Source organism: Dyella flagellata (assembly GCF_030160275.1).
GTDB lineage: Bacteria > Pseudomonadota > Gammaproteobacteria > Xanthomonadales > Rhodanobacteraceae > Dyella_B > Dyella_B flagellata.
Genome location: NZ_BSOA01000027.1, coordinates 50,574 through 68,583, shown reverse-complemented (window position 1 = coordinate 68,583; position 18,010 = coordinate 50,574). Strand labels below are relative to the sequence as shown.

The following is an 18,010-nucleotide window of genomic DNA, read 5'->3' as shown; positions in this document are numbered from 1 at the left end:
CGGCTCCTGCGCCGGCCGCGGCCGCCGCGTCGAGCGCCGCCAAGCCGGCCACTCCGCCTGCTGCGGCCGCTACAGCGCACGGCGTAGTCACCACGCCGCTGAACGCACCGGCAAAACCGAAGCCGGCGATCCAGCCGCATCACGCGCCGGTGCCCGAAGAGCAACCCTGGTACATGGAGACCTGGGCTTGGGCCGCAGGCGCTGGCGTGGTCGTGTTGGGCCTGGTGGGCTTGCTGCTGTCGCGCCGCAAGGCCGGCGCCAAGCCGCCGAAGGCCGCCGCACCGTCTAGGGGTGGCTCACTGGCCGACCGCTTCGGCACAGCGGACGAGGGTGAGCAGCCCGGCGCCGGTGCCGATCTGGACCAGGACGAACTGCTCGACCAGCTGGCCGAGCAGCCCGACGACATCGGTCTACACCTTGAGCTGGTCAGCCTGTACTACACCCGCCGCGACGTGGAGCATTTCGAAGCCGCCGCGGAAGCCATGCACGCGCACATCACCGATCCGAACCAGCCGGAATGGCAGGACGTGGTGCACATGGGGCGTGACTTGGCGCCAGGCCATCCGTTGTTCGCCGAGCACGCCGCCGACGAGACCACGATGCGTGAGCCGGTGCATCACTTCGACCTGGACAGCTATGGCCAGGCACCGGCACCCGCACCCGCTCCGGAACCGCTCGTTCCGGCCAAGAGTCCGGCGCCGCAGCCGGCCAAGGTCAGCGAATACCATTTTGATTTCGACCTGACGCCGCACCATCCCGAGCCGCTGACCCAAGGTGCCGTGCCGGCGATGAAGGAGCCGGAAGAAGAGCCGATCTCCACCTGGAAGTTCGACGAAGAGCTGGCCGATGAGCCGCAGGCCGGGCATGCCACGCATACCGATCACGAAAACTTCGGCGAACTGCACGACGATCCGGTCGACACCAAGCTTGACCTGGCGCGTGCCTACCTCGACATGGGCGACCCGGATGGTGCCCGCGCGATGCTTGAAGAAGTGATGCACGAAGGTACCCAGATGCAGAAGGACGTGGCGAAACAGTTGCTGGAAAAGATCAGCTAAGACCTTTTCAGCGCGATCCGCACCCGATCGGGCCGGCCATGCCGGCCCGATGTGTTTTCGGCACCTGTTACTCTTATCCACTGGTTGAGTTTTCCGAGCGTTACCCCACGCATGCGCATTGCCTTAGGGATTGAATACGACGGCACCGATTTCCAGGGCTGGCAACGGCTGAGCCACGGCGCCACAGTGCAAGCCAGTGTGGAGCAGGCGCTTTCGTTCGTGGCGGCCCAATCCATCGAGGTAACTTGCGCCGGGCGCACCGATGCCGGCGTGCATGGCCGTTGCCAGGTGGTGCACTTTGATACCCAGGCGCAGCGCGATCTACGTGGCTGGGTGCTCGGCGCGAGTTCCAATCTACCGGCCAGCGTGGCGGTGCTGTGGGCGAAAGAGATGCCGGATGATTTTCATGCGCGCTTCTCCGCGCGCAGCCGGCGCTATCGCTACACCCTGCTCAATCGCACCATTCGCCCTGCGCTGGATGCGCGTTACGTCGCCTGGGAACGCCATCCACTGGATGCCGAACAAATGCACGCCGCGGCGCAAGCACTGATCGGCGAGCACGATTTCTCCGCCTTTCGCGCGGTGTCCTGTCAGGCAGCACATGCGCGGCGCGAGGTGAAATACTTGAGTGTGTGGCGCACCGGCGAACAGGTGATCGTGGAGATCGAAGCCAATGCGTTTCTCCACCACATGGTGCGCAATATCGTAGGCTCGCTGTTGCTGGTGGGGCGCGGCGAGCAGCCTGCTGCATGGATCGCGCAGTTACTGGCTGGGCGCAACCGCGAAGTAGCCGGGCCGACCGCGGCGGCTTCCGGGCTTACCTTCATCGGTCCGCGCTACGAACGTCATTGGGGTTTGCCCGAGGAGATGAGCGTATGACTCGCATCAAGTGCTGCGGCATGACCCGCATCGAGGATGCCTTGCTGGCCGCCGAACTGGGCGCCGACGCCATCGGCGTGATACTCACCGCGCACAGCAAACGGCAGGTGTCGTTGCGCCAAGCGCGCGCCATCGTCGAGGCGATGCCTCCTTTCGTCACCACGGTTGCGTTATGCATGGACGACGAGGCCAACCTCGTGCAGGAGATCATCGACATCGTCCGCCCTTCGATGCTGCAGTTCCACGGCAACGAGAGCGACGAATGGTGCAAGCAATTCGGCCAGCCCTATCTGAAGGCGATAGCGATGGGCGAAGGCGCCGCCGCGCTTTATCAACTGCGCGATCACCCGCATGCGGCGGGGTTGCTGCTGGATGGCCATGGCCTGGGCGAAGCGGGCGGCAGCGGCAAATCCTTCGACTGGTCGCTGATGCCGCGCGATTTGCGCCAGCCGCTGATCCTTGCCGGTGGCTTGAATGCGTCGAACGTTGCCTCGGCGATTCGTGTCGCGCGGCCGTGGGCGGTGGATGTGTCGAGCGGTATCGAATCGGCAGCGGGCATCAAGGATCCTGGCAAGATGCGCGAGTTCATCGCTGCGGTTCGTTCGGCGTAATCCTTTTTTCGTTGCCGTCATTCCCGCGCAAGCGGGAATCCATTTTTTGCTTCGGCATCAGATCAAAATGGGTTCCCGCTTGCGCGGGAATGACGGCGACAGCTGGGATTGTCATCCCAGCCTACGCGTTTAACGCACGGCGCATCCATTCCGCCAAGGCGTCGACCCGATAGTCGCTCCCGCGCCGCGGCGTCGCCAGAATCCAGCTCGCATCGGTTTGCTGAAACCCCCATGGTGCAAGCAGGCGCCCGGCATCGAGATCGTCCTGTACAAGCTGCGCCGGCGCGATCGCTATGCCTAGTCCCGCCACCGCCGCTTCCAGCAGATAGAACAGGTGCGTGAAGCCTTGGCCGTAATGCAGCGACTCGGCGGAAATGCCGCTGACCCGCGCCCAGGCTGGCCATGCCTGCGGACGCGAGCTGGTGTGCAATAGCTCTTCGTCGAGCAAGGCTGGGATGCCTCGTTCCAGCAAACGCTCCAGGCCGGCATGACGAGGGCTGACGACAGGCCCGATGCGCTCGGGCGCCAGGACATGCACTTGCCAGCCGGGCGGCCATGGCGGCGCGGCCAGCGCGAGCGCGGCATCGGGTTGCGCATGGCGTGGGGCGAGCGGATCTTCTTCCGGCGACAAATGCAAGCGTAGCGTTGGCAGTTCGTGTTCCAGCCGTTCCAGCCGGGGGATGATCCAGCGGGCGAGCAGGCTGCCTGCGCAGCCCAGCACGAAGGGCGCGTCGTCGCGCCCGCGCTGCAGGTCGGCCCAGCCTTCACGCAACTGCTCGAAAGCGTCGCTCACCCGGTCACGCAACTGCTCCCCTATCGGCGTAAGGGTTACGCCGCGCCCCTGGCGAGCGAACAGCGGCTGCCCCAAGGCTTCTTCCAGTACGCGCAATTGCCGGCTGATGGCGCCATGGGTGACATGCAGGTGTTCCGCGGCACGGCCCACGCTGCCCAGGCGGGCGGTGGCCTCGAAAGCGCGCAAGGCATTGAGGGAGGGCAGGTCACGCACGGGTGCTGTGAGTTTTTTTAACCAATGGCGACGATCATATCGCTTTTTCGATCACGTCATTCGCGTTATTTTCGTGGTTCCAAGGGCATCCGAACGGTGCCCGCCGACCCCTAGGATTTCTGACCAATGCCCAAGATCCAGGACTTCCACCTATGGCCCGATGTCCACGGGCGCTTCGGCGACTTCGGCGGGCAGTACGTGGCCGAGACCCTGATGGCGCCGCTGGCCGAACTCACCGAAGCCTACCTGCGCCTGCGCGAGGATCCCGACTTCCTGCGCGAGCTGGACCGCGACCTCACGCATTACGTTGGCCGCCCCAGCCCGATCTACCATGCCGAGCGGCTGTCCAGGCACGTTGGCGGCGCGCGCATCCTGCTCAAGCGCGAGGACCTCAATCACACCGGCGCGCACAAGATCAACAACACCATCGGCCAGGCGCTGGTAGCCAAGCGCATGGGCAAGCCGCGCATCATCGCCGAAACCGGAGCCGGCCAGCATGGCGTGGCTACCGCAACCGTGGCGGCGCGGTTCGGATTGAAGTGCGTGGTGTACATGGGGGCCGTCGACATCGAGCGGCAGAAGATCAACGTGTATCGCATGAAGCTGCTCGGTGCGGAGGTGGTGCCGGTCACCTCGGGATCGAAAACGCTCAAGGACGCATTGAACGAAGCGATGCGCGATTGGGTTACCAATGTCGCCGACACGTTCTACATCATCGGCACCGTGGCGGGGCCGCATCCGTATCCGATGATGGTGCGCGATTTCAACGCCATCGTCGGGCGCGAAGCACGCGCGCAGATGCTGGAGCAGTACGGCCGCCTGCCGGACGTGCTGACCGCCTGCGTGGGCGGCGGTTCCAATGCGATCGGCCTGTTCCACGAGTTTCTCAACGACGGCGGCGTGCGCCTCGTCGGCGCCGAGGCGGCGGGAGAAGGCATTGCCACCGGTCATCATGCCGCTTCGCTGGCGGCGGGACGGCCGGGCGTGCTGCACGGCAATCGCACCTATGTGCTGTGCGACGACAACGGCCAGATCATCGAAACCCATTCGGTCTCGGCTGGTCTGGACTATCCGGGCGTTGGCCCGGAACACGCTTTCCTGAAAGACGCCGGCCGCGCCGAATACGTCGGCGTCACCGACGACGAAGCGCTGGAGGCGTTCCACTTGCTCGCCCGCACCGAGGGCATTTTGGCCGCACTCGAATCCAGCCATGCCGTGGCACAGGCCTTGAAACTGGCGCGCGAGCTGCCAAAGGACGGCATCGTGCTGTGCAATCTTTCCGGCCGGGGAGATAAGGACGTGCACACGATTGCCGCGCGCGAAGGAGTTGAGGTATGAGTCGCATCGACAAGCGCTTCGCTGCGTTGAAGGCCGCCGGTCGCACCGGCTTGATTCCGTTCGTCACCGCCGGCGATCCCATGCCGGAGCATGTCGTGAGCTTGATGCATGCCTTGGTCGATGCTGGCGCGGACGTCATCGAGCTGGGTGTGCCGTTTTCCGATCCCATGGCGGACGGCCCGGTGATCCAGCACGCCAGCGAACGTGCCATCGCCAAGGGTGTGGGCCTGGCTGACGTGCTCGGCTGGGTGGCCGAGTTTCGCCAGCGCGACCAAGCCACGCCGGTCGTATTGATGGGCTATCTCAATCCGGTGGAAATCCGTGGGTTTGAGCGCTTCGGTGCGGAAGCGGTAGCGGCAGGCGTGGATGGCGTGTTGCTGGTGGATTGTCCGTTGGAAGAAGCACAAGTGCTGGCGCCGCTGCGCGGCGCCGGCCTGCAGCAGATCCTGTTGGCGGCGCCCACTACCGCACCCGCGCGTATGGCGCAATTGTGCGAGGCCGCCGAAGGTTTCCTGTACTATGTGTCGTTCGCCGGCATCACCGGGGCAGGACGCTTGAGTACGCAGGATATCGCTGCACGCGTGGCCGATATCCGCCAGCATGCGAAAGCGCCCGTCGCCGTGGGGTTTGGCGTGAAGGATGCGCAGAGCGCGAAAGCGATCGGTGCATTCGCCGACGCCGTGGTCATCGGCAGCGCGCTGGTGGAGCGGCTGGATGGTGCGGTTACGGCGCAGGACATCGCGGGCAGGGTGGGTGAATTTCTCGGCCCGATACGCGCGGCACTGGACGCCGGCTGACGACCTCATTCTTCCTGTCTGGAGGGGGTGGAGCGAGGATGTCGGAATTAAAAAAACCATAACGTGACGGCTGTGGGCGCGTGGTCTAGCCCCCAGCCCGAGGCTTGGGTCACCTCACCCTTTATCTTCTTGGAAAAGACGCCATAGAGATAAGGGAGCGCGCCAGTCGCGTGACCCAGGCGCGCCGAGCAGGCGTGCTTGTTTCCAGATTGAGGCGGAATCCATGAATTGGCTGCAAAAAATCATGACACCCCGCGTGCGGACGCAAGGCGCCGCCGCCGGCAAGGGCAAGGTACCCGAAGGTGTGTGGGAGAAGTGCGGCGGCTGCGGCGCCGTGTTGTACAAACCGGAGCTGGAACGCAGCCTGATGGTCTGCCCAAAGTGCGGCCATCATCATGCGATCGGCGCGCGCGAGCGCCTGCTGGCCTTTCTCGATGAAGGCAGTGCGCAGGAGCTGTGGGCCAGCATGGAGCCGGTCGATCCGTTGAAGTTCCGCGATTCGAAGAAATACCGCGACCGCATCGTTGCCGCGCAGAAATCAAGCGGCCAGAAAGATGCGCTGGTCGCCATGAGCGGCAAGCTGAAGGAACACCCGCTGATGGCCGTTGCGTTCGAGTACCGCTACATAGGCGGCTCGATGGGCTCGGTGGTCGGCGAGAAGTTCACCCGCGCCGCCGAGCGTGCCCTGAGCGAACGCAGTGCCCTGGTGTGTTTCTCCGCCACCGGCGGTGCGCGCATGCAGGAAGCACTGTTTTCCTTGATGCAGATGGCCAAGACCTCCGCAGCGCTGGCGCGTTTGCGCGAAGCAGGCATTCCGTACGTCAGTGTGCTCACCGATCCGACCACCGGCGGCGTTTCGGCGAGCCTGGGCATGCTGGGTGACATCAACGTGGCCGAACCGAAGGCGCTGATCGGCTTCGCCGGCCCGCGCGTGATCGAGCAGACAGTGCGCGAGACGCTGCCGGAAGGTTTTCAGCGTTCGGAATTCCTGCTGGAACACGGCGCGATCGACATGATCTTGGATCGCCGGCAGATGCGCGACAAATTGGCGGATGTGTTGAACATCCTGCGCAAGGTGCCGCGCGCGGCGTGAGTTGCGTTGCATGTGTGTCAAGACAACGCCGCCTTCGGGCGGCGTTGTCGTTTCCGGACTCGCGCAAACTGTAGGCTGGGATGTCAATCCCAGCTGCTTCGTCGTTGCATGATGCTGGGATTGTCATCCCAGCCTACGAATGTTTTCCACAGCAAATGTGGACGCCTTGCTGGAAACCCTGTGGAAAACCCCCGCGCGCATCTTTCCCATCAAGCACTTGGCACGGCGTGATGAAAAATTGCGCAACAAATGCGCGTACTTTTCCACAACTATTGTGGAAAGTATCCGGGAGAGCCTGTGGATAGGTGCGCTATGTCGTTGAGTGCAAAGCGTGTGAGTACGGCGTGATCATTGATTGATCAGCCCAGCAGCAGCGGCGCGCTGTGCACCATCCATAGCGACAGCGCGCCGAGGCCGCTGCCAACGAAAATCGCGGCAAGCACATCGCTCGGATAATGCAAGCCAAGAATCACGCGTGATGCAGCTACCAGTGCCGTGAACGTCAGCAGCAGCGGCGCGAGCAGCGGATACCACGCCAGCGCGACGATGGTGAAGCCCACCGCTTGCAGCGTGTGTCCGGAGGGGAAGCTGAATTCATCCAGCGGCGGCACGTGCGCGATTACGCCGGGGCAGGTGCGGAACGGACGCGGGCGGCGCGTCCAGCGCTTGAGCACTCTATACAGGCCCAGCGCCACCAGGCCGGTGACTGCCATGTGCGCGGCCGCTTCCAGGCCGCGCAGGCCGTCGATCAGGGCCAGCGCGAGCATCAGCGAATACCAGAACACGCCATCGCCGAGGCGGCTGATGATGCCGAAGAACAAGCCGACCGCATGCCGTGCGCCCCAGCGATTGGCGGCTATGCACATGCGCCGGTCGAACGCGTGGCGCGGCAGCGCGACGGGCTCAGGCAGGTGCGATGGTGACATGGCGGTCATGCATGTTCTCCTCGACCAGTTCGCGCAACAGGTTTTCGAATTCGCGGATCACCGCCTCCGGTGAGAGCCGCTCGACGCTCTCCACCGCGGCGCGACCCATGTGGCGGATCAATTGGATATCGCCGGCCAGCATCACTGCCGCCGACGTAAAGGCCTGGGCATCGCCGGAATCGATGCGGAAACCGTTGACGCCGTCGATCAGGTGCTCGCGCGCAGCGCCTTCCGCATAGGCCACCACCGGCAGGCCGGCAGCGAGGGCTTCCAGAATCACGTTGCCGAAGGTTTCGCTGAGGCTGGGAAACGGGAACAGGTCCGCGCTGGCGTAGTGCGCGGCCAGGGCTTCATCGCGCTGCATGCCGACGAAGATGAAATCCGGGTGCGCTGCCTGCAGCGCCGCGCGGGCCGGGCCGTCTCCTACCCACACATAGCGGGCCTTGGGTGCCACCTTCTGCATCGCGCGGAAGGTTTGCACCGCCAACTCCAGGTTCTTCTCCGGCGCAATGCGGCCGACGTAGAGCACCACTGGCGTGTCTGCATCCACACCCCAGCTTTCGCGCAGCGAGTTATTGCGCTTGGAGGGATGGAACAGCTTGGTGTCCACGGCGCGACGCAGCAGGCGGGCGCGATCGACACCCATGGCCGTGAGTTCGGCGGCAAGCGCGTCGGTGGGCACCAGGGTGATGTTGGCGCGCTGGTGGAAGCGGCGCAGGTAGCCATGCACCACCGGGGTCAGAAAACCCACGCCATAGTGATTGGCATAGGCATCGAAGCGGGTATGGAAACCGGTGGCGACCGGAATGCCCAGGCGCACCGCTGTCTTTACCGCCGAGCGGCCGAGCGGACCTTCGGTGGCAACGTAGATGGCATCGGGACGGCGTTGCGTCCAGCGTTGCCGCAAGGTGCGCGGCACCGGAAGCCCGAAGCGCAGGCCGGGGTAGCGGGGCAGGGCGGCGCCGCGCGTTTCCAGTGCTTCGATGCCGGGCTCGTCGACGTGGCTGGTGTTTTGACGAGGACGGATAAGGTCGATCTCGTGGCCTTTCGCGGCCAGACCGGTGGCCAGACTATGCACGGTGAGGGCAACACCGTTGATCTCCGGCGGATACGTCTCGCTGATGATGCCGATACGCATGGCGCATCCTCGTCTTGTACGGCGATAGCTTGAACTTACGCCGTTTCGCGGCGATGGCGCTCACGTGACAGGGCGGTTACGCGTGTTACGGAACGGCGAAAACGATGTCCTGAAGGGGCCAACTCGGCTAGATTGCGTGAACGGATGTCTGGATAGGAGATTCACACATGAAACGTATGCTGCTTGCTGTGGCGTTGACTACCGTGGCCGGAGCTGCCTGGGCCGCTGACGTGCCGGCTCTGCCGGTGACCAAAGCTCCGGTCGGCGCCGAGGTCTACATCATCTCGCCGCAGGACGGCGCCACCGTCTCGCAAACCTTTACTGTGCGTTTCGGCCTGAAAGGCATGGGCGTGGCGCCCGCCGGCGTGGCCCACGAAAACACCGGCCACCATCACCTTTTGGTGGATGTGAAAACCCTGCCCATGGCTGGCCAGCCCATTCCCAAGGACGGGCAGCACCTGCACTTCGGCGGCGGCCAGACCGAAACCACGCTGAAGCTGCCGCCCGGCACGCACACGCTGCAGTTGGAGCTGGGCGATACCAATCACATCCCCTTTGATGCGCCGGTGGTGTCCAAGACGATCACGGTGCACGTGAAGTAGCCGCGGCGCCCAACCCTTCTTCGGAAGGTCTGAATAAATCAGAGCTTCCCTTCCGGCGGGAGAGGGGAGTTCGACGGCGCGATCGGTTAAAATTTCAGGTTCCGTCCCGATGCCACGCTCCAGCTCATGACCGTCCGCACCCGTTTCGCCCCCAGTCCTACCGGTTTCCTGCACATCGGCGGTGCGCGCACCGCGCTGTACTGCTGGCTGGAAGCGCGCCGTCGCGGCGGTGAGTTCCTGCTGCGCATCGAGGACACCGACCGCGAGCGCTCCACGGATGCGGCCGTGCAGGCCATCCTCGACGCCATGCAATGGCTCGATCTGAATGCCAAAGAGGCGCCGATCTACCAGACCCATCGGCTGGAGCGTTACAAGCAGGTCGCGCTCGATCTGGTGGCAGCCGGCAAGGCCTACTACGCCTACGAATCCAAGGAAGAAATCGAGGCGATGCGTGAGGCCGCCATGGCGCGTGGCGAGAAGCCGCGTTACAACGGCTACTACCGCGATCGCAATGAGCCGCTGCGTGACGATCCGAACCGCGTGATCCGCTTCCGGAACCCGCTGGAAGGCACGGTGGTGTTCGAGGACAAGGTGAAGGGCAGGGTGGAGTGGGCCAATGCGGAGCTGGATGACCTGGTGATCTTCCGCTCCGACGGTTGGCCCACCTACAACTTCGCCGTGGTGGTCGACGATATCGACATGGGCATCACCGAGGTGATTCGCGGCGACGACCACGTCAACAATACCCCACGCCAGATCAACATCTATCAGGCGCTCGGCGCGCAGGTACCTGAGTTCGCGCACTTGCCGATGATCCTGGACAAGGAGGGCAAGAAGCTTTCCAAGCGCACCAATTCGGTGAGCGTGATGGAGTACCGCGAAAACGGCTTCCTGCCGCACGCGATCCTCAATTACCTGGTGCGCCTGGGCTGGTCGCACGGCGACCAGGAAATTTTCTCGCGCGAGGAAATGATCAAGCTGTTCGATGTCGCGGACGTCAACAAGGCGGCCTCGCGCTTCGATACCGAAAAGCTGCTGTGGCTCAACCAGCATTACCTGAAGACCGACGATCCGCAGGCGCTGGCGGCCGAATTCGGCTGGCACCTTGCACGCGCCGGCATCGATACCGGCAAGGGCCCCGCTCCGGCTGACGTGATCGTCGCCCTGCGCGATCGCGTGCATACGCTGAAGGAGATGGCCGAGCGTGCGAAGATCTGGTACGGCCCGATCACCGAATGGGACGACAAGGCGGTCGCCAAGCATCTGAAGAACGAGAGCGCGGTGCAGGTATTGCAAGCGGCACGCGAACTGCTCGCCGAATGCGCCTGGCAACCCGAACCGATCCATCAGGTGATCGAGCAGGTCGCCGCGAAGCTGGAACTGGGCATGGGCAAGATCGCGCAGCCGCTGCGTGTGGCGATGACCGGCACGCAGGTGTCGCCGTCGATCGATCACACCATCTATCTCGCCGGGCGTGAGGTGGCGCTAAAGCGTATTGACGATGCGCTAGCGCTGGCTCAGGAATGAGCTGAAGCACACGCATGGAAGAGCTGCTGGCCAAGGCTACCCAAGGCGTCGACATGGACGCCCCCGACGCTTTCCTGCACATCTTCATCAACCTGATGGCAATGATCCCGTGGGCGGCGCTGTTCTGGTGGAACCTGGCGTTCGCGGCGGTGGGGGCTTTACTTGGCTGGTGGCGTGGAAAGTTGCTGGCCGGCGTGATCTGGGCGCTGGTGCTGGGGCCGATCGGCTGGATCGTGGTGCTGCTGACGCCAAAATCGGCCAAGCCCCCGCCGTTGCCACGCCCGTAGGCAGGGCGCGTGGAATGGATCAGGGCGCCCTCGGTGTATGATCACCACCGAGGTGAATGCCCTTGAGCAACGACACATCCAGCAAAGTCCACGTCCACCATCATCACGAAGGACCGGCGGCGTTCGTGGCGGCGGTAGAGCATGCCAGCGAGGAGCGCGGCCTGCGCTTGACGCCGCTGCGCAAGGAGGTGCTGGAGCTGATCGCGGCGGCCGGCAAGCCGGTGAAAGCCTACGACCTGCTCGATCAACTGCGTGAGCGCCATGGCAACGCCGCCCCGCCCACCGTCTACCGTGCGCTGGACTTCCTGCTGGAGCATGGCTTCATCCACAAGCTGGAATCCATCAACGCGTTCGTGTCCTGCCACCACCCGGCCGAGGCGCACCAAGTGCCGTTCCTGATCTGCGACGTCTGTTCCAGCGCGCAGGAAGTATGCGATGAGCGGGTGGCCGAGCTGATCGAAGCCCAGGCCAAGGCCTTCGGTTTCCGTCCCCAGGCGCAGACGCTGGAAGTGCACGGGGTGTGCAAGCAGTGCCGCAAGGCCTGAAGCCCTGCATCGGCTTGTCCCTGTCGGCTTGACCTGACCAGGCAGGGGCGCCCTTGCGTATACCTGGCGGACGTTATAATGTTACAAAACGCCGGCTCCCCCGCCGGTAGCCGCATGGTGCCGTCCCTATCCATGGATCCCACGCCAACACAACAGCGCGCCCGCTGGTGGAACCTCGCCGATCGCATCGGCGCCACCGCGTCGTTCCTGTGTGCCGTTCACTGCGCCGCCTTGCCCTTCGTGCTGGCGATTCTTCCGCTGCTTGGCCTGAGCTTTCTCGCCGACCATGCCTTCGAGCGCGGGTTCGTGCTGTTTGCCAGCTCGCTCGCGCTGGTGGCCCTGGTCAACGGTTATCGCCGTCACCATCGAGCACTGCCGCTGCGTCTGGCCTTGCCGGGACTGACGCTGCTGGTGGTGGGCGTTACGTTCGCGGAAGGCTACCCGATCATCGTGCATAGCGCGCTGGTAACCTGCGGTGGCTTGCTGGTGGCCTTGGCGCATTTCTTCAACCTTCGCTTCGATCGCCTGCATGGCCACGTGCATGGCGCGCAATGCGCACACGGCTGAACCGAGCGCACGCGCGGTGATTGTGTAACGGCCGTACCGCTTCCTAGCATGACGGCATGAATCACGCGCATAGCCACGCCCACGGTCATGATGACCATCACGCCCATGCCCACGCCACGAGCGTAGTGGGGCGTGAGCGCAAATTGCTGTTTGCCTTCGTACTCACCGCGGGCATGATGCTTGCCGAAGCCGCGGGCGGCTGGTGGTCCGGCTCGCTCGCGCTGCTGGCCGATGCCGGCCACATGCTGGTGGACGCGGCGGCTTTGCTGCTCGCCTTGTTTGCTGCACGGATGGCGCGCCGTCCGGCCGATGCGCGGCGTACTTATGGTTATGGCCGCATGGAAGTGCTGGCCGGTTTCGTGAATGCGTTGACGCAATTCGTACTGGTCGGCTTCATCGCTTATGAAGCGATCGATCGCTTCTTCAAGCCGGTGGCGATACTTTCCGGTGTGATGCTGGTGGTGGCGGTGATCGGCCTGCTGGTGAACCTGGTCGTGTTGCGCAGCCTGCACGACCATGCCCATGACGACGTGAACATCGGCGCGGCGAGCCTGCATGTGCTCGGTGATCTGCTCGGCTCGGTCGGCGCCGTCCTGGCGGCCCTGGCGGTGCGCTGGCTGGACTGGAACTGGGCGGACCCGGCGTTATCGTTGCTGGTGTCGCTGTTGATCCTGCGCAGCGCGTGGCAACTGCTGCGGCGGTCCACCCATATCCTGCTGGAGGGTGTACCCGAGGGCATGGATCCGCACGAAGTGGAATCCGCCTTGCGCGGTGCCGATACGTCGATCCGTGACGTGCACCATCTGCATGTGTGGCAGCTTGCTTCCGGTTCACGCATGGCCACATTGCACCTGGAACTGCACGATCAGGACGCCGGTGCGCGTGCGCTGGCAGCGGTCAACCGCACCCTGCTGGAGCGTTTTGGCATCCGCCACGCCACGGTGCAGATCGACCCGGGTGACTGCCCGGATGGCAGCCCGGGCTGCAATGCCCGGCATCACCATCACTAGCCCTGGCCCCGCTTGCGCTTTGGCCTGCCGCTGCTAGGATGATTGGCCATCAACAGCATGACGAATCAAGGAATTTCCCATGGGCAAGGGCGATCGCAAAACCCGTCGCGGCAAGACCTACCGTAGCAGCTATGGCAACACCCGCCTGCACTCGGCCAAGCCCGCGGTGGCTGGCGCCAAGCCGGCCGTGACCAAGCCGGCGGCCGTGAAGAAGGCTGCCCCCGCGCCGAAGAAGAAATCGGCCTGAGCGAGTCTGCTTGCCGGAACCGAGAAAGCCTCCGCCAGTCGGGGGCTTTTTCTTTGCGTCGATGCAAAAATCAGCGGCGCGAGGGTGCAGCCACGCCACCAAGCCACACCTGCCGCACCAATTCGCCACCGATCCAGTAGCAAAGCTCGGCCGGCTGCTTCGCGTTCCACACCACCAGATCCGCGCGCTTGCCGACCGCGAGCGTCCCTCGATCCGATAAACCCAGCGCACGTGCAGCGTTCACCGTGATGCCACGCAGGGCTTCTTCGGGAGTCAGGCGGAACAAAGTGCATGCCATGTTCGCCGCCAATCGCAGCGAGAGCAGGGGCGACGTACCAGGATTGCAGTCTGTCGCGATCGCGATCGGAACACCGTGCGAGCGCAGTGCCGCCACCGGTGGCAGCTTGGTCTCGCGCAGCGCATAAAACGCGCCGGGCAACAGCACCGCGACGATGCCTGCACGAGACATGGCTTGGATGCCCGCATCGCTCAGGTATTCGAGATGATCGGCCGAGAGCCCACCGAACTCGGCTACCAACGCGGCACCGTCCAGATCTGAGAGCTGTTCTGCATGCAGTTTCACGCGCAAGCCGAGCTGTCGCGCATGCTCGAACACGCGCTGGGTTTCGGCACGGCTGAAGCCTATGCCTTCGCAGAAGGCGTCCACCGCATCCACCAGACCTTCGCCGGCGAGCACCGGCAGCAGTTCGTGGCAGACCAGGTCGACATAGTCATCGCGGCGCTCCTTGTATTCGGGCGGCAGGGCATGCAGGCCAAGCAAGCTGGTCTGTACGTGAATCCCCAGCACCTGGCCGATACGGCGCGCCACACGCAGCATGCGCCTTTCCGCCTCCAGCTCCAGGCCATAGCCGGACTTGATTTCCAGCGTAGTGACGCCGTCGGCAAGCAAGGCGCGAGCGCGTGGCAGCGATTGCGCGAGCAGCTCGTCTTCGCTTGCGTTGCGCGTGGCGCGCACGCTGGAGACTATGCCGCCGCCGGCGCGTGCAATCTCTTCGTAGGTGGCGCCGTTGAGACGCAGATCGAATTCCTGCGCGCGGTCGCCGCCGAACACCAGGTGCGTATGACAGTCGATCAAGCCTGGTGTGACCAGGGCGCCGCCGACGTCATGCACTTCGCGCGCCGTGACAGCCGATGCGGCAGGCAGGTCGCGCATCGAACCGATCCATGCGATCCGCCCGTCCTGGCACGCTACGGCGGCATCTTCCAGCAGTCCGTAACTGGCTTGACCGACAAAGGTCGCCAGCGAGGCGTGGGTGAGTAGCAGATCCCAGTTCATCATTCTGATTCTTCAGTATCGGAAGGGGCGGGCGCCACTGGCTCGCCAAACGTGCTGGTGGCTCCCAGGTCCTCGATCGCGGCATGCTGCGCCGCGTGCAGCTGTTCAAAGTCCCGGATCATGCGCTCGGCGAAATCCTTGTACACCGGCGTACGCGAAAAAATGGAGGACGCGGCACGCGCCAGCAGGCAGGTAGCCATGATCGGTATCACCATGGCCTGGTTATTGGTGAGTTCCATCGCGATCACGGCGGAGGTGAGCGGCGCAGCGGTCACGCCTGCCAGATAAGCGCTCATGCCCAGCAGCACTACTGCCTCGCCGGGTACATGCGGAAGAAAGTAGGCGATGTTGTGTCCCAGGCCGGCTCCGACTGCCAGGGCCGGCGAGAAGATGCCGCCCGGGATGCCGGCCCAGTACGACACCACGTTGGCCAGCAGCTTGAGGACACCGAAACCCTGCCCGGGTGTGTCGGCGGCATCCTGCACGAACGCGCGTGCCTGCGTGTAGCCAGTACCGTACACGGTGTTATGCGACAGCACGCCAATCACCGCCAGGGCCAGACCGCAACCGATTGCGAACGGCACCGGATAGCGCTCGCGCAGCCTGCCGATAGCTGCCAGCGGACCCTGCTGGCTGAGCAGGATCAGGCGCGCGAACAGCCCGCCCGCAAGACCGCATACGATCCCGCATTCCAGCACAGCCAGCCAGGCATGCCCCAACGGCAGGCTGGCCTGCACCGTGCCGAAATAGGCGTAGTTGCCGAGGATGCCCATCGACACCACGCCGCCCACGAACACGGCGGTAAGCAGCAAGCCACTGAAGCGGTGTTCGAAGGTGCCGGCCAGTTCCTCGATGGCGAATACCACGCCCGCCAGCGGCGTGTTGAAGGCCGCGGCGATGCCGGCGGCGCCACCGGCCAGGATAAAGCGCGAGAGGGCCTTGGGATCGTCAAAACCGAAGCGTCGACCGAGCCAATGCATCAGCCCCGCGCCGACGTGTACGGTCGGCCCTTCGCGGCCGATCGACGCGCCCACGGTCAGTGCCAGCAAGGTCAGCACCATCTTGCTGGCCGCGATCGGCAGGGCCAGCATCTTCGCGCGAAAGCCGGCGTCTTCCACATGGATGGTCGCAATCACTTGCGGAATACCGCTGCCGCGCGCCGCGCGCAGGCGTCCCTCGGTAACCCAGCACAACAGGCCGAAAACCAGTGGCGTAAGCACCAGCGGGATCCAGGTCCCGTGGGTCAGCAGTTGCTGGAACAGGCGGTAGGCCCACTCGCTGGCCTTGGCGAACAGGATCGCGGCTAGCGCGACCAGCACCGCGCCGCTCCATAGCGCGATGCGGCGCTTCCATTGGTAAGGGGCGAAGAATTCGTGGCCCAATACGGCGCGCAGGCGGGGATTGGAGGCTTTGGGCTCAGGCACTGACATCGACAGATTATGACAGACACGCTGTTGCCGGACTTTGCTCGCTCCCGGCGGGAGGAGCCATGCGCTTCAGCGCGACTGCCTCAACCACCGCGTCTCATACAGGTCATACCTTCGATCCTTCAGGTTCTGCACTGTGCCCGCATTGCGCGCTCGCGCCAGGCCTTCCAGCCGCAGGTCGGCGAACAGCACCGTTTCGATGTTCGGCGTGGAATCGGCCGCCACCCCGTCGCGTGCGAACAGGAAGTCGCTGGGCGTGAGGATGCAGCTTTGTCCGTACTGGATGTCGAAATTGTTGACCCCGGGCAGGTTGCCGACGTTGCCGGAAAGGATCACGTAGCACTGGTTTTCGATCGCCCGCGCCTGGGCACAATAGCGAACACGCAGATAGCCTTCGCGCACGTCGGTGCAGAAAGGCACGAACAGCATCAAGGCACCCTGGTCCGCGAGGTGCCGCGCTACTTCGGGAAACTCCGAGTCATAGCAGATCATCACGCCGATCGGGCCGCAATCGGTCTGGATGGTCGCGGCGGCATCGCCGCCGGTTACGTTCCACACGTTGCGTTCGCTTGGCGTGGGATGGAGTTTTTCGCGCTCATGGATCGAGCCGTCGCGCAGGCATACATAACACACGTTGTGGATGTCGCCATTGGACTGTTCGGTAGGATGCGAGCCGCCCACGATGTTGATGTTGTAACGCACGGCCAGGCGACCAAAGAGTTCCTTCACCTGTGGCGTGTAGTGGCTCAGCTTGCGGATGGTTTCCACCGGCGACAGTTCTTCATTCTCGATCGACAGCAACTGCAAGGTGAGCATTTCCGGGAACGTCACGAAATCGGCGTTGTAGTCCGCGGCGATGTCGGTGAAGTATTCGACCTGGGTGGCGAATTCGTCGAACGACTTGATGCGCCGCTGTTGATACTGCACGGTTGCCACGCGCACCGAATCGGGCAGATGCCGGGGCGATTGCACTGCGGGTATGTCGGGTTGATCGAGCAGGGCGGGGTTGCGCCAGACCAGGTGGGCGGCGTAGCCAAGCGACTCGTAGTCCGATGGCACATAGCCGCGCAGCAGCCCAATGATCTCGAAATCGTTGGCCAACTGGAAACTTAGCGTCGGATCGCGTCGGCGGCCTTCCATCACCGCCTGTACATAGGTCTCCGCGCTGCCATAACGCTGGACGTTACGCGCCAGTCCGGGGATGCGTCCGCCGAAGGTGATGCCGCGCAGCTTCAGATCCATGCATAGCCGCTTGCGCGCCTGATACAGGCGCTGGCCAATGCGCATGCCGCGATAATCAGGATGCACCACCACTTCCATGCCGTACAGCCAGTTGCCGTCCGGGTTGTGGCGCGAAGCCATGCCGCCGCCGGTGATCTGCATCCAGGTGTGCGGTTTCAGCGCCAGCGATTCGTCGATGCGGAACGTCGCGCAATAGCCGACGATATTGCCCTCGTACTCCACCACGAACTGGCCTTCGGGGAAGTGGGTCTGCTGGGAGCGCAGCATTTCCGCCGCATGGCCCCATTCGGGCGTGTAGACGCGGGCGGTGAGGTCGACCAAGCCCGGCACGTCGCCCGGAACGGCACGGCGCAGGCTCAGCAAGGGTGAGTTTTCATTCTTCTTAGCCATGCTCTTCATCCTTTCGTACAGAA

General features: G+C 64.1%; 19 protein-coding genes. 13 read left to right on the top strand and 6 right to left on the bottom strand.

What is annotated here, in order from left to right; all coding sequences use genetic code 11:
- The 3 genes from QQJ96_RS13090 to QQJ96_RS13080 form a co-directional block, all read left to right on the top strand.
- Positions 1-1,058, top strand: a 1,058-nt coding sequence (locus QQJ96_RS13090) for a FimV C-terminal domain-containing protein (protein ID WP_284332445.1), incomplete at its 5' end; no start/stop codon positions are given.
- Between the two features lie 111 nt (positions 1,059-1,169).
- Positions 1,170-1,937 (top strand): tRNA pseudouridine(38-40) synthase TruA, encoded by a 768-nt coding sequence (gene truA, locus QQJ96_RS13085; protein ID WP_284332444.1) that lies wholly within the window; start codon positions 1,170-1,172, stop codon positions 1,935-1,937.
- On the top strand, positions 1,934-2,548 hold the full coding sequence (locus tag QQJ96_RS13080) for a phosphoribosylanthranilate isomerase (RefSeq protein ID WP_284332443.1): 615 nt from the start codon (positions 1,934-1,936) through the stop codon (positions 2,546-2,548). Before truA ends, QQJ96_RS13080 begins: the two co-directional genes overlap by 4 nt.
- A gap of 121 nt (positions 2,549-2,669) precedes the next feature.
- Here QQJ96_RS13080 and QQJ96_RS13075 read toward each other — a convergent pair whose 3' ends face one another.
- Positions 2,670-3,554 carry a LysR family transcriptional regulator gene (locus tag QQJ96_RS13075; protein WP_284332442.1) on the bottom strand — a complete coding sequence of 295 codons (885 nt, stop codon included), beginning with the start codon at positions 3,552-3,554 and terminating at the stop codon, positions 2,670-2,672.
- A 126-nt stretch (positions 3,555-3,680) separates the two neighbouring features.
- On the opposite strand from QQJ96_RS13075, the gene trpB reads away from it, so the two are divergent.
- The 3 genes from trpB (at position 3,681) to accD (ending at position 6,782) form a co-directional block, all read left to right on the top strand.
- Complete coding sequence (trpB, locus tag QQJ96_RS13070) at positions 3,681-4,892, top strand: tryptophan synthase subunit beta (RefSeq protein WP_284332441.1); 1,212 nt, start codon at positions 3,681-3,683, stop codon at positions 4,890-4,892.
- The gene (gene trpA / locus QQJ96_RS13065) at positions 4,889-5,689 is read left to right on the top strand and encodes a tryptophan synthase subunit alpha (RefSeq protein WP_284332440.1); all 801 of its coding nucleotides are present in this window, start codon (positions 4,889-4,891) and stop codon (positions 5,687-5,689) included. Before trpB ends, trpA begins: the two co-directional genes overlap by 4 nt.
- Before the next feature lie 223 nt (positions 5,690-5,912).
- Positions 5,913-6,782, top strand: a complete 870-nt coding sequence (gene accD / locus QQJ96_RS13060) for an acetyl-CoA carboxylase, carboxyltransferase subunit beta (protein WP_284332439.1) — start codon at positions 5,913-5,915, stop codon at positions 6,780-6,782.
- A 359-nt stretch (positions 6,783-7,141) separates the two neighbouring features.
- Here the strand turns inward: accD and QQJ96_RS13055 are convergent, their stop codons facing one another.
- Positions 7,142-7,717, bottom strand: a complete 576-nt coding sequence (locus QQJ96_RS13055) for a phosphatase PAP2 family protein (protein WP_284332438.1) — start codon at positions 7,715-7,717, stop codon at positions 7,142-7,144.
- Complete coding sequence (locus QQJ96_RS13050) at positions 7,686-8,846, bottom strand: glycosyltransferase family 4 protein (protein WP_284332437.1); 1,161 nt, start codon at positions 8,844-8,846, stop codon at positions 7,686-7,688. The genes QQJ96_RS13055 and QQJ96_RS13050 overlap by 32 nt, the downstream gene beginning before the upstream one ends.
- 167 nt (positions 8,847-9,013) lie before the next feature.
- Here QQJ96_RS13050 and QQJ96_RS13045 point away from each other — a divergent pair, with 167 nt between their 5' ends.
- From QQJ96_RS13045 to QQJ96_RS13015, 7 genes are all read left to right on the top strand, one after another.
- Positions 9,014-9,448, top strand: coding sequence for a DUF4399 domain-containing protein (locus QQJ96_RS13045; RefSeq protein ID WP_284332436.1), 435 nt, complete (start codon positions 9,014-9,016; stop codon positions 9,446-9,448).
- A gap of 126 nt (positions 9,449-9,574) precedes the next feature.
- A complete protein-coding gene (gltX, locus tag QQJ96_RS13040) occupies positions 9,575-10,975 on the top strand; it encodes a glutamate--tRNA ligase (protein ID WP_284332435.1) in 1,401 nt (466 codons plus the stop codon).
- Positions 10,976-10,989: 14 nt separating this feature from the next.
- Positions 10,990-11,262 carry a hypothetical protein gene (locus tag QQJ96_RS13035; RefSeq protein ID WP_284332434.1) on the top strand — a complete coding sequence of 91 codons (273 nt, stop codon included), beginning with the start codon at positions 10,990-10,992 and terminating at the stop codon, positions 11,260-11,262.
- Between the two features lie 56 nt (positions 11,263-11,318).
- A complete protein-coding gene (locus tag QQJ96_RS13030; protein WP_404649097.1) occupies positions 11,319-11,807 on the top strand; it encodes a transcriptional repressor in 489 nt (162 codons plus the stop codon).
- A gap of 132 nt (positions 11,808-11,939) precedes the next feature.
- A complete protein-coding gene (locus tag QQJ96_RS13025; RefSeq protein WP_284332432.1) occupies positions 11,940-12,374 on the top strand; it encodes a MerC domain-containing protein in 435 nt (144 codons plus the stop codon).
- Between the two features lie 56 nt (positions 12,375-12,430).
- Entirely contained in the window at positions 12,431-13,384 is a 954-nt protein-coding gene (locus tag QQJ96_RS13020; RefSeq protein ID WP_284332431.1) for a cation diffusion facilitator family transporter, read from the top strand.
- Between the two features lie 79 nt (positions 13,385-13,463).
- Positions 13,464-13,631, top strand: a complete 168-nt coding sequence (locus QQJ96_RS13015) for a 30S ribosomal protein THX (RefSeq protein ID WP_284332430.1) — start codon at positions 13,464-13,466, stop codon at positions 13,629-13,631.
- 70 nt (positions 13,632-13,701) lie between these two features.
- Here the strand turns inward: QQJ96_RS13015 and hutI are convergent, their stop codons facing one another.
- The 3 genes from hutI to QQJ96_RS13000 form a co-directional block, all read right to left on the bottom strand.
- Positions 13,702-14,931 carry an imidazolonepropionase gene (gene hutI, locus QQJ96_RS13010; RefSeq protein ID WP_404649096.1) on the bottom strand — a complete coding sequence of 410 codons (1,230 nt, stop codon included), beginning with the start codon at positions 14,929-14,931 and terminating at the stop codon, positions 13,702-13,704.
- Positions 14,928-16,358, bottom strand: coding sequence for a chloride channel protein (locus tag QQJ96_RS13005; RefSeq protein ID WP_284332429.1), 1,431 nt, complete (start codon positions 16,356-16,358; stop codon positions 14,928-14,930). The genes hutI and QQJ96_RS13005 overlap by 4 nt, the downstream gene beginning before the upstream one ends.
- Positions 16,359-16,424: 66 nt before the next feature.
- Positions 16,425-17,987, bottom strand: a complete 1,563-nt coding sequence (locus QQJ96_RS13000) for a bifunctional GNAT family N-acetyltransferase/carbon-nitrogen hydrolase family protein (RefSeq protein WP_284332428.1) — start codon at positions 17,985-17,987, stop codon at positions 16,425-16,427.
- Positions 17,988-18,010 lie beyond the last annotated feature (23 nt).

Coding starts and splice junctions, on each gene's coding strand:
- truA (WP_284332444.1), top strand. CDS start 1,170: ATGCGCATTGCCTTAGGGATTGAATACGACGGCACCGATTTCCAGGGC.
- QQJ96_RS13080 (WP_284332443.1), top strand. CDS start 1,934: ATGACTCGCATCAAGTGCTGCGGCATGACCCGCATCGAGGATGCCTTG.
- trpB (WP_284332441.1), top strand. CDS start 3,681: ATGCCCAAGATCCAGGACTTCCACCTATGGCCCGATGTCCACGGGCGC.
- trpA (WP_284332440.1), top strand. CDS start 4,889: ATGAGTCGCATCGACAAGCGCTTCGCTGCGTTGAAGGCCGCCGGTCGC.
- accD (WP_284332439.1), top strand. CDS start 5,913: ATGAATTGGCTGCAAAAAATCATGACACCCCGCGTGCGGACGCAAGGC.
- QQJ96_RS13055 (WP_284332438.1), bottom strand. CDS start 7,717: ATGACCGCCATGTCACCATCGCACCTGCCTGAGCCCGTCGCGCTGCCG.
- QQJ96_RS13050 (WP_284332437.1), bottom strand. CDS start 8,846: ATGCGTATCGGCATCATCAGCGAGACGTATCCGCCGGAGATCAACGGT.
- QQJ96_RS13045 (WP_284332436.1), top strand. CDS start 9,014: ATGAAACGTATGCTGCTTGCTGTGGCGTTGACTACCGTGGCCGGAGCT.
- gltX (WP_284332435.1), top strand. CDS start 9,575: ATGACCGTCCGCACCCGTTTCGCCCCCAGTCCTACCGGTTTCCTGCAC.
- QQJ96_RS13035 (WP_284332434.1), top strand. CDS start 10,990: ATGGAAGAGCTGCTGGCCAAGGCTACCCAAGGCGTCGACATGGACGCC.
- QQJ96_RS13030 (WP_404649097.1), top strand. CDS start 11,319: ATGCCCTTGAGCAACGACACATCCAGCAAAGTCCACGTCCACCATCAT.
- QQJ96_RS13025 (WP_284332432.1), top strand. CDS start 11,940: ATGGATCCCACGCCAACACAACAGCGCGCCCGCTGGTGGAACCTCGCC.
- QQJ96_RS13020 (WP_284332431.1), top strand. CDS start 12,431: ATGAATCACGCGCATAGCCACGCCCACGGTCATGATGACCATCACGCC.
- QQJ96_RS13015 (WP_284332430.1), top strand. CDS start 13,464: ATGGGCAAGGGCGATCGCAAAACCCGTCGCGGCAAGACCTACCGTAGC.
- hutI (WP_404649096.1), bottom strand. CDS start 14,931: ATGATGAACTGGGATCTGCTACTCACCCACGCCTCGCTGGCGACCTTT.
- QQJ96_RS13005 (WP_284332429.1), bottom strand. CDS start 16,358: ATGTCAGTGCCTGAGCCCAAAGCCTCCAATCCCCGCCTGCGCGCCGTA.
- QQJ96_RS13000 (WP_284332428.1), bottom strand. CDS start 17,987: ATGGCTAAGAAGAATGAAAACTCACCCTTGCTGAGCCTGCGCCGTGCC.